Annotated in this window: 12 protein-coding genes and 1 pseudogene; 5 read left to right on the top strand and 8 right to left on the bottom strand. The window is 63.7% G+C overall.

Annotation, left to right across the window (positions count from 1 at the left end; translation table 11 throughout):
• Window positions 1-59: 59 nt before the first annotated feature.
• The 3 genes from HNE04_RS04775 to HNE04_RS04765 all read right to left on the bottom strand — a co-directional run bounded on the left by HNE04_RS04775 (window position 60) and on the right by HNE04_RS04765 (window position 4118).
• On the bottom strand, window positions 60-2273 hold the full coding sequence (locus tag HNE04_RS04775) for a DUF6351 family protein (RefSeq protein WP_172217243.1): 2214 nt from the start codon (window positions 2271-2273) through the stop codon (window positions 60-62).
• A gap of 70 nt (window positions 2274-2343) precedes the next feature.
• Window positions 2344-3147 (bottom strand): alpha/beta fold hydrolase, encoded by an 804-nt coding sequence (locus HNE04_RS04770; RefSeq protein WP_172217241.1) that lies wholly within the window; start codon window positions 3145-3147, stop codon window positions 2344-2346.
• Between the two features lie 2 nt (window positions 3148-3149).
• Window positions 3150-4118 carry a Bug family tripartite tricarboxylate transporter substrate binding protein gene (locus HNE04_RS04765; RefSeq protein ID WP_235964797.1) on the bottom strand — a complete coding sequence of 323 codons (969 nt, stop codon included), beginning with the start codon at window positions 4116-4118 and terminating at the stop codon, window positions 3150-3152.
• 95 nt (window positions 4119-4213) lie between these two features.
• Here HNE04_RS04765 and HNE04_RS04760 point away from each other — a divergent pair, with 95 nt between their 5' ends.
• Window positions 4214-5218, top strand: a complete 1005-nt coding sequence (locus HNE04_RS04760) for a LysR family transcriptional regulator (protein ID WP_172217237.1) — start codon at window positions 4214-4216, stop codon at window positions 5216-5218.
• A gap of 102 nt (window positions 5219-5320) precedes the next feature.
• Here the strand turns inward: HNE04_RS04760 and HNE04_RS27825 are convergent, their stop codons facing one another.
• Window positions 5321-5590 (bottom strand): hypothetical protein, encoded by a 270-nt coding sequence (locus HNE04_RS27825; RefSeq protein ID WP_207717442.1) that lies wholly within the window; start codon window positions 5588-5590, stop codon window positions 5321-5323.
• 138 nt (window positions 5591-5728) lie between these two features.
• Here HNE04_RS27825 and HNE04_RS04750 point away from each other — a divergent pair, with 138 nt between their 5' ends.
• The 4 genes from HNE04_RS04750 (at window position 5729) to HNE04_RS04735 (ending at window position 10072) form a co-directional block, all read left to right on the top strand.
• Window positions 5729-6790: a threonine aldolase family protein gene (locus HNE04_RS04750; protein ID WP_172217235.1), complete on the top strand. Its 1062-nt coding sequence runs from the start codon at window positions 5729-5731 to the stop codon at window positions 6788-6790.
• A gap of 40 nt (window positions 6791-6830) precedes the next feature.
• A complete protein-coding gene (locus tag HNE04_RS04745; protein ID WP_172217233.1) occupies window positions 6831-8012 on the top strand; it encodes a M24 family metallopeptidase in 1182 nt (393 codons plus the stop codon).
• A 48-nt stretch (window positions 8013-8060) separates the two neighbouring features.
• Window positions 8061-9020 (top strand): Bug family tripartite tricarboxylate transporter substrate binding protein, encoded by a 960-nt coding sequence (locus HNE04_RS04740; RefSeq protein ID WP_172217231.1) that lies wholly within the window; start codon window positions 8061-8063, stop codon window positions 9018-9020.
• 65 nt (window positions 9021-9085) lie between these two features.
• The gene (locus tag HNE04_RS04735) at window positions 9086-10072 is read left to right on the top strand and encodes a Bug family tripartite tricarboxylate transporter substrate binding protein (RefSeq protein ID WP_172217229.1); all 987 of its coding nucleotides are present in this window, start codon (window positions 9086-9088) and stop codon (window positions 10070-10072) included.
• Between the two features lie 71 nt (window positions 10073-10143).
• Here HNE04_RS04735 and HNE04_RS04730 read toward each other — a convergent pair.
• The 4 genes and pseudogenes from HNE04_RS04730 to HNE04_RS04715 form a co-directional block, all read right to left on the bottom strand.
• A pseudogene (locus HNE04_RS04730) lies at window positions 10144-10530 on the bottom strand (altronate dehydratase); the annotation flags it as partial.
• The gene (locus tag HNE04_RS04725) at window positions 10500-10694 is read right to left on the bottom strand and encodes a hypothetical protein (RefSeq protein ID WP_172217227.1); all 195 of its coding nucleotides are present in this window, start codon (window positions 10692-10694) and stop codon (window positions 10500-10502) included. The gene HNE04_RS04725 and the pseudogene HNE04_RS04730, both read right to left, overlap by 31 nt.
• A gap of 8 nt (window positions 10695-10702) precedes the next feature.
• Window positions 10703-11596 (bottom strand): fumarylacetoacetate hydrolase family protein, encoded by an 894-nt coding sequence (locus HNE04_RS04720; protein ID WP_172217225.1) that lies wholly within the window; start codon window positions 11594-11596, stop codon window positions 10703-10705.
• 20 nt (window positions 11597-11616) lie between these two features.
• Window positions 11617-12678 (bottom strand): ABC transporter ATP-binding protein, encoded by a 1062-nt coding sequence (locus HNE04_RS04715; RefSeq protein WP_172217223.1) that lies wholly within the window; start codon window positions 12676-12678, stop codon window positions 11617-11619.
• Window positions 12679-12712 lie beyond the last annotated feature (34 nt).

Below are 12712 nucleotides of genomic sequence, written 5' to 3'. Positions count from 1 at the left end.
TGCTTTGCGCAAGCTCTTGTCGCGTCAAGCACCGCCAGCAGGCACGCGGCGCCGTCCCGTCAGCGACCCAAAACCGTCCACGTCCCGGGGACCTGCCCAAAGCTCAGCCACACGCCGTCGGGAAGGCTCTGGTTCACGCCTGGCTTCGACCAATCGCACACCCCGCTCGGGAAGATGGCATTCAAGCGAGCCAACTCGGATGGGGTAAACGTGACGTTGTAGCCTGCGGTCGCGACGGGCTTCAGTTGGCACTTGAGAATGTCGCCCGCGCGCGGGCCGCCGGCCACGATCCGTGGGTCCGCGTGGATCGGAAAAAGACGATTGCATGCGGCCGCCGGATCCAGAGTGGCAGCCTCTTCGAACTTCGTTCCCGCGGAATCCCAGCAAGCGTCCCTGGCGGGCGCTGGTTTCGCTGCGATGACTCGGTTCAGGTATTCGCGGCTGCCGGGATCGAGCGCCAAGTTGGCCGGGTCTCCGGAAAGCCGGTCCAGCCACTCGTTCATTGCCGTCAAGCTCTGCCGGATCAGGTTGGTGCCGGGGGCAGGCGTGCCAGTGACCGTCCACGCGACCATGTTGTCCCTGGTACCGTTCGTCTTCAGCATGCGCTCGATCTTTGCAAACGTCCGGTGCCGGGTGTGAATGTTCTTCTGGTCGTCTACATAGTTGCGGTAGTCGATCATTGGCAGCGTCAGATTCGCGGCGGAATTGAGCCGGCCTGACTTGTATGCATTGGCAATCGCCTGCAGGTCGCCTGCCGAACGCGAAGTCGTGATTTTGCCGTCGATGTCGAGGCCGCCGACTTTCTCGTTAAGGTCAAGGAATTCCGTAGTCGAAATCGCGCCACTGTTCAGCGCGCTCAGCCCGTATTGCACGCCGACATTGTCGTATGCGGAGCGTGCGAATCCATTGGCCGGGTTCACGCCGAAGCTGTTCACATTGCCCGACCAGTAGTCGCCCCGTGCTCCCATCGGATTGGTGGTGGCGTTGTACCGCATCGCGGCCGGCACCGAAGCCCCGAACTGGCTGTTGGACGGGTTCTGCCAGACGTTGGCGAAGTTCTGCCACAAGCCCAGACAGGTCGTCGAGTTGTCAGCCGAGACCGGATAGCCATCGACCTTGGAGATCTTGCTCACGGGCCAGCTTCCCGCAGCCGTCGTGATGAAGTAGTTGGCCAGCACATTGCAGTCAAGGACGTCCGAAACGACCGACACTTGATCGGGGTAAGTTCGAACTGGGATGATCCCGTCGAGCAGACCAGGGTAGTTCTGGGCGATGAGATGCAACTGCATCGATCCACCCGAAGAACCGAGGCCAATCGTGAACTTCGGCAGGCCGTAGTTCTTGATGAAGTGTTCCTTGATCATGGCCGTCGTCTCGGCGGAAAGCACATCGTCCTGGCCGGTCCCGAACACGTTACGAGTTCCTGTCGCGACGGCGAAACCCATGTTCAACGCGTCGTCGCTTGAGCGAATGCTGTCCTGCGCCTGTAGTGCCCCTGACGCGCTGTTCGAACCGGACCGATAGCCAGGGCCCGCACCGCCCACGTACTGGTACATCAGCTTTCCATTCCAGCCCGCACCGGGCTTGGTGCCGTTGGGCGACCACGGCTTGGAAATCGGTTTGGCGGGATCGTCGATGATGGCAATGCGGAAGATGGACTCGTTGATGGTTCCGGACTCGACGCGCACGATGTAGTTGACCGATTTTCCCTCGATCGTCGTGGTCTTTGCCAGATCGCTGGGGTACGGTTGGCTGAGCTGGGTGAGCGGCGCGAACGTTCCCGCCGTGGTCCTATAAAACCACTCGACGCGCGACGTGCCGGTGCACACGGTCGACGACGTCGGCGCCCCCAGACCGGAAGCCTCGGTCTCGCAGATCCAGGGCCTCTGGTGGGGGCCGGCGAACAGGGGCCCCGTGATCGGGGAACTCTTGATGGTGCCCAACGCCACAGCGCCTCCCCCAGATCCATTCACAGCCTGGACTTCATTGTTGCCATCGGTGAGGCCTTCGACAACACCGATGAGGGTGTGTGCGTCCCTGGCGCTGAACGAGCTTGTCACGTCCACGCCGTTACGCAGCACCTTGACCTGGTCCGTGGACAAGTTTCCGGGGAGGGGGATTTCCACCAAGGCGCTCCCTCCGGTGGCGAGCGAAGCACGCGAAGAGAGAACCTTGACGGTTGCGGGTGGCGCATCATTGCTTCCCCCGCACGCGGGTAGGAGCGCGGTGATCGCTGCCGCGCACGCAATAGGCATCAGGCGGTTGTAAAACATGAAGTCTCCTGGAGGGTTAGGGGATGCGGATGTGTCCAGCGCGTGACGGTTCGGTGCTAGTTCTGGTCTCTCAATAGCGAGCGCGTCGCGCAATGAAGTCCAGCAGGTGCCGATTGACTGCGTGCGGCTTCTCGAAATACGCGGAATGCCCGGCTTCGTCGATCACGGCGAGCTCGCTGCCCTCAACCAACTCCGCCACTTCGCGCATGACGGCCACCGGCACAATCGGATCTTCACTACCCACCAACAGCAGCGTCGGGCAGGCGAGTCCGCTCAGTGCGCGCACAGGAAGCAGGTTGCCCGGCTGCAGCAGCGCAGCGAGCGCCTCGCCCCATTCGGCGCTGGGAATCGAATGTGCGCTCGGATTGAAGTGGTTGATCTGGGCGTACAACTGCGCCTTCTCCGGATGGTTCTCCAGGAACCAGCGGCCGAGAGAACGCTGCTCCACGTTGACGGCGCGCTGCGTGATCCGCCGATTGGCAAAGATGTCGAGCAACACGGGGTGGTCGATGCCGAGCGAGCTGTCGCAGGCAGCGAAAGCGGCAACGCGGTCGGGATGACTCAGGGATAGCCTCAGCCCGATAAAACCCCCTAGCGATTGGCCGACGAGCACGGCTCGCTCCACTTCCTCCCGATCGAGAATGGCGATCGCATCCGCGACGAAGTTGTCCAACGCGAACTCCTGCACCGGCGCCACCGAGCGGCCGAAGCAGCGGATGTCCATGGTGATGCAGGTGTGGCGTGCGCCGAAGGCGGGCAGCTGCTGCCACCAGGTAGCGCCGTTGGAACCGGCGCCATGCAGGAACAGAACGGCCGGGCCCGTACCCTGGCGCTCGTAGTAGATGCGGCGCCCGCCGGCTTGGACGAAAGGCACGATCAGTTTGCCTTGATGTTCAGGCTTCGCACCAGCTGGCCCCAGCGCTCCGTGTCGGCGCGCACCAACTGCGCGTACTGCTCCTGCGTGGACGCGGCGGGCGTCATGCCCTGGAACTCCAGCAGTTTGACCACTGCTGGTTCGTTGATGGCGACCTGCAAAGCCGCATGCAGCTTGCGTACGATCGGCGCGGGCGTTCCTTTCGGTGCGGAGACCCCGACCCAGGAACTGACGGTGAGCTGCTTATGCCCCAGCTCCGCGAACGTAGGCACGTTGGGCACCGCGGTACTGCGTTCGGGACTGCTGACTGCCAGCACCTTGAGCTTGCCGCCCTGCACGTGGCTGAGCGCCGCATTGGGTGGAATCACGATCACTGACACCACGCCGGCCAACACGTCCTGCAGTGCCGGGGCACCGCCTTTGTAGGGCACGTGCGTAAGTTGGATGCCGGCGGCGCGCTGCAGCTGTTCCATCACCAGGTGTCCGGTGCTGCCGGCGCCGGAACTGGCGTAGTCGATCTTGCCTGGTTCTCGCTTGGCGCGCTGCAGGAGATCGTCGAAGGTATTGATGCCAGCGTCGCTGCGCACGACCAGCCACTGCGCAGCCCGGCCGATCTCGCCGATGTGTTCGAAGTCCTTCACGATGTCGAAAGGCACGTTCTCGTACATGCCCTGCACGATCGTGTTGAGCATGCCCGTCATCGTGAGCGTGTAACCGTCTGGTGTGGCAGCGGCGCCGGCTTGCGTACCGACGATATTTCCGGCACTCGGCTGGTTTTCGACGACCACGGGAATCTTCAGTGCCGTAGACATGTGCTGGGCAACCGGGCGGATAACCTGGTCGTAGGGACCACCTGCCGGCGCCGGGACGATGATGCGGATCGGACGAGCGGGCCAGTCGGCGGGCTGGGAATGGACGACGGACGTGGCCAGGAAGCCGGCCGCCACGGCAGCTGCGAAGCGCAAGAGCATTTTCACGTTGTCTCCTTGTTTGTCCGCATCTTCGGCCGACGCACCCATCGCCGTCGAATTAATTCGCCGGGTTATCCATTAGACTTCCCGATACCTTGCCGCACAGCGCCACCGTCTTCCTGAACCGGCTGCTCGCCCGCGGCAAGTTCCGCCACGTGCAGGTGATCCTGGCATTGGCTGAACTCGGCAGCGTGCAGCGCACGGCGGATGCGATCGGCATGACGCAATCTTCGGTTTCCCAGACACTCGCCTACTTGGAGGAGTTGCTGGAGGTGCGCCTGTTCGAGCGTCACGCGCGCGGCGTGCGGCCGACGCCCGCCTGTGCCGACTTGTTGCCAGTGGCTCGCCAGCTGATGATGGGAGTAGCCGACGGCGCGGAGATCGTCAGCGCGCGCCACCAGCACGGCCAAGGGGTTGTCCGCGTGCTCGCCTCCGGGGCTGCAACGAACGGATTGCTGGTCGACACGCTCCCAGAATTCAGTGATCAATATCCCGGCGTCCAGGTTCACCTGACGGAGGCAGAGGGGCAGGACCAGCTGCTGGCCATTGCGCGCGGCGAGGTGGACCTGGTCGTCTGCCGCCGGCCGCCCGTGCTCCCGGAAGGATGGGAGTTTCATCCGCTGCGCGATGACCGGTACGTGATCCTGTGTCGGGCAGACCATCCATTGGCCGGCGCCCGTTCGCTGAAATGGTCGGACATCGCAAAGGCCACTTGGCTTGTGTTGCCGGCGGGCGTTGCGGCGCGGCAGCGCTTCGACGACCTTGCACGCAACTTCCCGCAGCCGGCACGCACCTATCCGGTGGTGACGAGGTCGCTCAACATGCTGTGGCGCCTGCTGCGGCATTTGCTTGCCTTGATACCACTGAACCTGGCACGACCGCTGCTGGACGAAGGCGAGCTCGTGGAACTGCGAGTAGGCGACGCCGTGCACATCGAGCCGATCGGCATCCTGCAGCCCAGGGCTGGCATGGGCGATGCAGCAATTCGCTTGGGTGAGTTCCTGCGCAAGGCGACGGCTGTCCGCGTGCGTTTGCGGCCCGAAATGCCAGGGCCCGCCGGACGAAAGCGCAAAACTCCTCCGGCACGAGCAAAGAACTGACGCCATGAGGCAAGGCCGGCGGATTCCTAACTCAGCTTCCGTCAAACACTTTTTCTAGGGTAGACCTATCGATTGGATCAAGTGATTGCGACTTCGGCGCGATCACGCGTTCTCGTTCAGCAGGCGGGCCGGCACATCGGGCCTTTCCAGGGCGATGAAGTGGCCGGCGTTCGCCACTTGAGTGAACTGGGCGGAGGGAAGCAGCTCCTTGTTGGCCTGCGTCTGAGGACCATGCGGAAGCTCTTGGGTTAGTTGAACCTGCCGTGGGAATGCGCTTTGGGCGATGCGGCGATATATCGGTCGTTCGGCTAAGAGCGCAGATCTGAACCACATCACGAATCCGGCAGAACGCCGGCGCAGCACGGCAATCAAGGCATCTCGAGATTTATGAGTTTGCCTCACAGTGGAAATATGAATATATCAATTCCCATCACAGGCTTGCCGGTCTAAATTAACGGCTACCCCGCGCCAACACTCGAGGCGGCCCGAACGACCGACGACTGAAAGTTCATGAGCAGTTTCAATTCCTCGACCGTAGTCGATCTCCGAAGCGACACCGTCACCTTGCCAACCGAGTCCATGTACACGCGGATGCGTGTTGCGTCTCTCGGCGATGACGGCTTGGATGGCGATCCCACGGCCAGGGAGCTGGAGCAGTACACAGCCAAGCTGCTTGACAAACCTGCAGGGCTGTATGCGCCGAGCGCGACCATGGCCAATCTATTGGCCATCCTCGCGCAAGTCGATCGGCAAGAAGTCGTGTTGGCCGGCGCGGGCTCACACATCTACACCGCGGAGCGCGGAGCAGCCACGTTCACCGGCGCCTTCTATCAGCCAGTCCCGGACCCCGAAGGCGCGCTGGACCTTCAGGCGCTGACATCCGCATTGGCATCGACGAAAGGCAATCTTCAAGCCCGTCTGGTCTGCATCGAAACCTCGCACAACAATGAAGGTGGTGCCGTAGCTTCGTTGGACCACATGTGCAAGGTGTTCGAGGTGTCCCGAGCTTCCGACGTGCGGGTGCATCTGGACGGCGCCCGCCTTTTCAATGCCGCGTTGGCCCTCGGTGAGTCCGCAGCCAGCATCTGCAAGCAGGCTGACACGGTCTCGGTTTGCCTATCGAAAGGCCTGAGCGCCCCGATGGGCGCGGTGCTGGTGGGGCCCGAATCCGTCATTCACCGGGCCCGGTGGCTGCGAAAGCTCGTCGGTGGGGCGCAGCGTCAAGTCGGAATTTGCGCGGCGGCCGGCCTCGAAGCCTTGACATCACAGGTTGCGCGGCTGGCTGAAGACCACGCCACCGCGCAACAGCTGGCGGCGGGCTTAAGTGCCATCCCGAAACTCCAGGTAAAGCGGCCCCAAACCAACATCGTGCAAGTCAACGTGGCGGCAACCGGCATGACAGCCAAGCAATGGGAAGCGCATCTTCGCGAGCGGAGCGTGCTGGTTCGGCCCTGGGGACCCCATCTGATGCGATGCGTGACGCACCGCCATATCGACAAAGCCTCCGTGGAGCAGGCCATCGCCGAGTTCAGGTCAGTGGCCGAAGCCACCGCTCCCGCCTCGACCGTCTGAGCTCCACACCTTCCACCACCACTCACCGGTAGCCAATGTCATGAACAAGGAAATCAAGTTTACAAAGCAGTCGCCTAGCTTCTACGCCGGTGATGCCCTTCACGCCATCAAGCAGGAAAAGCTTCAAAAGGCACTGGAGCAATCCGGTTTCGATGCATTTCTTTTCTGCAAGGCCGAGGCGGTGCGATGGGCCACGGACTTTTATGTCAAAGGTTTCCGCCCCTTCCTAGAACCCGAATACGTCGCCTTGGTGGTGAAGGGCAAGCCGCCGGTGGTGGGCTACATCTCTGGCAGCGATGACTTGCGGATTCAGTTCAAGTCCGACATCCAGGACGCCCGCCGCTTGCCTCACGTGTCGAAGTGGCACGAAGTCATCGAGAAGATGCTCTCCGACTATGGTGTCAGCCGCGGCCGGATCGCAACGGACATCATGCCGCACATGGTGTACAGGAATCTCACCAAAGCCTGTCCGGAGCTGGAGATCGGCGACGTCACGCCCATGTGGTTGCAACTCACGGCCGTCAAGCACCCGATCGAAGTGGACCTCATCCGCGCCTCGTTGCGCGTGGCGGATCTCGGCGCGCTGGCCGCGATTGAAGCCATCCGGCCGGGGGTGACAGAGCAATCGGTCTCCGCCGCTGCCGTCACGGCAATGCGACGCGCAGGTTCGGAGTTCGAGCCGTTCATTCCGTTGATTGCTTCCGGCCCGAATGCTTCGATGTTCGAACGCATCGCCACGGAAAAGGTCATCCAGGACGGTGAGATGGTCATTCTCGACCTCGGGGCGGTCGTGAAGGGCTACACCGCCGACCTCGGCCGGACGGTGATTTGCGGCGGAAAGCCCACCGACAAGCAGCGTGAGATCTACCAGGCGACTTACCTTGCCCTGCAAGAGGCGAAGAAGATGATCCGTCCCGGCGTCACTGGCAAGGCCATCGATGCACGCGCCCGGGAAGTCATCGCCGACAGCGGCTGGGGCGACTACGTGTACACCGGCAATACGGGGCACCAGCTTGGCTACGGACTGCACGGCGAGCCGCTTGTCGATCGTCGTGTGGACTTCGTGGTCGAGGAGAACATGGTCATGTGCCTGGAGCCCCGCATCGTGCTGCCTGACCAGCCGGAAGTTGGCGGCGCGCACCTTGAAGACGTGGTCGTCGTCACATCGGACGGCTTCGAACAACTCAACACGACACCGTACGACGCACATCTGCTTGCCTGATTCTGAGCGGCTTCTAAGTCTCTTTCTGAAAACCACCGAGGCATTCCCATGAAAAGACAATTCCTTCGATCGATCGCGGCGCTGGTCGCTTGCGTTCCCCTGTGCGGCTGGGCCGCCTGGCCCGAGAAGCCGATCCGCATGGTGGTGCCCTACGCCGCCGGCGGTGGCGCGGACATCACCGCGCGCATCGTGGCGCAGGAGATGGGCGCCGTGCTAGGCCAGCCAATCGTGATCGACTACAAGTCGGGTGCGGGCGGCGTGATCGGGGCCGACACCGTTGCGAAGTCGGCCGCCGACGGCTACACCGTGCTCTACGACGCCTCGGCCTTCTCGGTCAATCCGTCACTGCGCAAGCTGCCCTTCGACGCCGCCAAGGATTTCATTCCCGTTTCGCTGGTCGCCACGGCACCGCAGATCCTGCTGGTGCCCGCCGCTACGCCCTACAAGACGGTGCCTGAGTTGCTCGACTTCGCCCGCAAGAATCCGGGCGCGCTCAGCTTTGCATCGGCCGGCGGCGGCACCGGTTCGCACCTGGCGGCCGAGGCGCTGAACCAACAGGCCAAGCTCAATCTGATGCACGTGCCCTACAAAGGCGGTGCGCCGGCGATCACCGACCTGATGGGCGAACGCGTGGCGATCTACTTCGGCAATGTGGCCTTCAGCCTGAGCTACATCAAGGGCGGCAAGGTACGGGCGCTGGGCGTCACTTCGCTCAAGCGCGTGGCGAGCCTGCCCGACACCCCCACGCTGGCCGAACAGGGCCTGCCGGGCTTCAACACGGCGGAATGGAACGGCGTGTTCCTGCCCAAGGGCACGCCACCCGACATCGTGCAGCGGCTCGGCAAGGCGGTGCAGGTGGCGGTCAATGAGCCTAAGGTCAAAGAGAAGCTGATGCAGCTCGGGCTGGAGCCGGGCGGTACCACGCCCGAGCAATTCTCGAAGTTCGTGCAGGACGAGATGAGCCGAGCCGAGGCCCTGGTGAAGGCGCGCAACATCAAGATTGATTGAGCGAACCCTGCAGACCGCCCGGCGATTCTTGCCTGATTCTGAAAAACGCACCCGGAGAAGCACCTATGACTCATCTCTCGATCAACCGCCGCCACTTCACCTCTGCAATGGGCGCGGCAGTCGTGGCAACCGCCATTCCTCGAATTGGCCTCGCCCAAAGCGACAAGCCGCTCCAAATCATCGTCGGCTATCCGCCGGGCGGCAGTACGGATACGTTCGCGCGCCTGCTCTCCGTGCCGCTTCAAGGCGTCCTAGGTCGCAGCGTCGTCGTTCGCAACCAGCCGGGAGCAGGTGGCCAAATCGCAGCCACGGCGCTGCTGCGCGAAGGAGCAGACGGGTCTGCCATGCTCGCCATCAACCAGCCTGACCTTAATCTCGCCATCGCCCGCGGCAACGCCGGGTTCAAGGCGAGCGACTTCCGGGTCATCCTGGCCGACCTGCACGAGCCTCGGGTGTTCCTGGTCAAAAACGACTCGGGAATCCCTAACTTCGTCAAATTTGTTGAGCAGGCAAAAGCAAAGCCTGGGAAGCTCTCCATCTCGGTGGCCGGCGGGACCGCCCAGGAGGTGATGGCGAAGTGGCTGGTCGACAAGCTCAAAATCGATGTGCTCGTCGTCAACTACAAGGGCGGCGCGGAAGCGGCAAACGCAGTGCTGGCCGGCGATGTCACTGCCAACCTCGGCGATGACTTTGTGCGTTCAAGTCTGCGTTCCAAGACCACGGCACTTTTCATCGGCTCGGACAAGAAGAGCCCCCGCTGGACTGAGGCGGAGACCTTGCAGGGCCAGCTCAAGACACTTGGCGTCTCAATGCCATCGCCTGAGTTTCTGGGTCGTTACGGCGTCTACGTTGTGTCTGCGGGCTTCGCGCAGAAGAACCCCAAGGGATACCAGGAACTGCAGCAGGCGATCCTGAAGGCTCGCACGGGACAAGTCTTCACCGACTACATCAAGGCCAACAATCTTGCCGACCTGTCGCTTGGTCTGCCCGGCGAGCAGTTCGAACCCGTGTTCGCAGCCGAGATGCAAGAGATCGAGCGCATATCTAAGTAAACGGCTAGGTCGGACATCATGATCGAGATCAAGAACGTCTGTTCCGCGCGTGGGCGGCCGCCAATGCTGGCCTACATCACAGCCCCAAGCCGCCAGGGCACGAATTCGTTCTGGCCGTAGCCGTGCAGCTCGCTCCGGGTCTTGCGGCCCGAGGCGGTGTCCAGCATCAGCTGGAAGATGCGCTCGCCGCAGGCGTCGACCGATTCGGCGCCTTCGAGGATACCGCCGCAATCGAGGTCAATGTCGTCCTGCTGGCGGCGCCACAGCTCGCTGTTCGTGGACAGCTTCAGCGAAGGCGTGGGCGCGCAGCCGTAGGCCGAGCCGCGGCCGGTGGTGAAGCAGATAAGGTTGGCGCCGCCCGCCACCTGGCCTGTGGCGGAAACCGGGTCATAGCCGGGCGTGTCCATGAACACGAGGCCGCGCGCGGTCACCGGCTGCGCGAACTCGTACACCTCGCTTCCTCGCCTGCGGCGATGGCCCGCGCGGCGATCTTGTGCCCCGGCGGCACCAGGCCGGCGACGGTGATCGCCTCTTGCGCGAGCACGGTGCCGCCGACCAGTTGCCGCCGCGCGATCACGACGTTGTCGGCGGGGTGGATCCGCAGGACAGTGGGCGCGCTCATTTGCACCATCAAAGCTGCGGCAGGCGCGCTTCGCGCCAGCGCGCCCCCATGGCTTCGTCGTCGTAAGCCACCACGCTCTGGCGCTGCTCGCCCAGCAGCGAGCTGCCCAGTGTGACGCGGTCGCCCGCCTTCAGGAACAGGGGCGGCTTGTGGCCAAGACCCACGCCCGGCGGCGTGCCGGTGGCGATCACGTCGCCGGCCTGCAAGGCCATGAAGCGGCTCAGGTAGGACACGATGTGGGCGATGCCGAAGATCTGGGTGCGCGTGTTGCCGTTCTGGCGCCGCACGCCATTGACATCCAGCCAGAGGTCCACGTCCTGCGGGTCGGGCACTTCGTCGGCGGTCACCAGCCAGGGGCCCAGAGGCGCATAGCCGTAGTAGCTCTTGCCCTTGGTCCATTGCCCTTCATATTCGAGCTGCCAGGCGCGCTCGGACACATCGTTGCACAGGCAGTAGCCCGCGACGTGGCGCAAGGCATCCTCCTCGCGCACGTGCCATGCCGGCGTGCCTATCACCACCGCCAGCTCCACCTCCCAGTCCAGCTTGGCCGAACCGGGCGCGAGGATCAGCGCGTCGTTCGGGCCGGCCGCAGCGCCGGTGTGCTTGTTGAACACGATGGGCTGCGATGGGATGGGCGTGTTGGTTTCCGCCGCGTGGTCGGAGTAGTTGAGGCCGATGCAAACCAGGTTGGGGATGCTGCCGATGCACGCGCCCAGCCGCACGCCGGCGGGCGCGGCCGGTAGTTGGGCGGGGTCGATCTCGCGCAGGCGCGCCAGCGCCGCCGGCGAGAGCGTGCGCGCATCGATGTCCGGCACCACAGCCGAGAGGTCGCGCACGGCACCTTGAGTGTCAATCAGTCCAGGTTTCTCGCTGCCGCGAGCACCGAATCGGACGAGTCGCATATCTTGTGTTCCTTCCAGGTTCAGTGCACCGGCTCGAGCCGCTCGCCCGAGTCAGCGCGGAAAAGATGTAAACAGGTGCTGTCCACGCCCAGGCGCACCTGGTCGCCAGGGCGCACGCTGACACGTTCACGCAGCACGCAGTTGAGCCTGGTCCCGCCCGCATCGGCGACGAGGTGCGTCTCCGAGCCGGTGGTTTCCACCACCTGCACGCGCGCCTCCAGGCCCGCGGCGTCCAGCCGCAGGTGCTCGGGCCGCACGCCTAGCGTAAGGGTCTGGCCGCTCGTGGCCGGCACGCGGGGCACGGCCCAGTGGTTGCCCGCGTCGTCCGCGACGCCCTGGCCGTTGACCTTGACGGTCAGCAGGTTCATCGCCGGCGAACCGATGAAGCTGGCAACGAAGACGTTGCGCGGCCGGTCGTACAGATCCAGCGGCGTGCCCACCTGTTCCACCACGCCGTCGTGCATGGCCACGATCTTGTCCGCCATGGTCATGGCCTCGATCTGGTCGTGCGTGACGTAGACGGTGGTGGCCTTCAGGCGCTGGTGCAGCTCGCGAATCTCGGTTCGCATCTGCACGCGCAGCTTGGCGTCCAGGTTGGACAGCGGTTCGTCGAACAGGAAAACCTGCGGGTCGCGCACGATGGCGCGGCCCATGGCGACGCGTTGGCGCTGACCACCCGAGAGCTGCTTTGGCAGCCGCGTCAGCAGCGGCTCCAGCCCCAGGATCTTGGCCGCTTGCGCCACGCGCTGCTCGATCTCCTGTTGCGGCGCCTGACGCAGCTTCAGCGAGAACGCGAGGTTGTCCGCCACGGTCAGGTGCGGGTAGAGCGCGTAGTTCTGGAATACCATGGCGATGTCGCGCTCCTTGGGCGGCAGGCCGTTCACGCGGCGTCCGCCGATGCGGATCTCGCCGGCATCGATGCCCTCCAGCCCCGCGATCATGCGCAGCAGCGTGGATTTGCCGCAGCCCGAGGGGCCGACCAGCACCACGAATTCGCCGTCGCGGATGTCGATGCTCACGCCGCGGATCACCCGCGTGTTGCCGAAGGACTTGGCTGCGTCCTGTATTTCAACGGTTGCCATTTTGGGTTTCCTCGTTCAAAAGGGATGCTGTCGT

Source organism: Caenimonas soli (assembly GCF_013155545.1).
GTDB lineage: Bacteria > Pseudomonadota > Gammaproteobacteria > Burkholderiales > Burkholderiaceae_C > Ramlibacter > Ramlibacter soli.
This window is presented reverse-complemented; position numbering and strand designations above follow the sequence as displayed.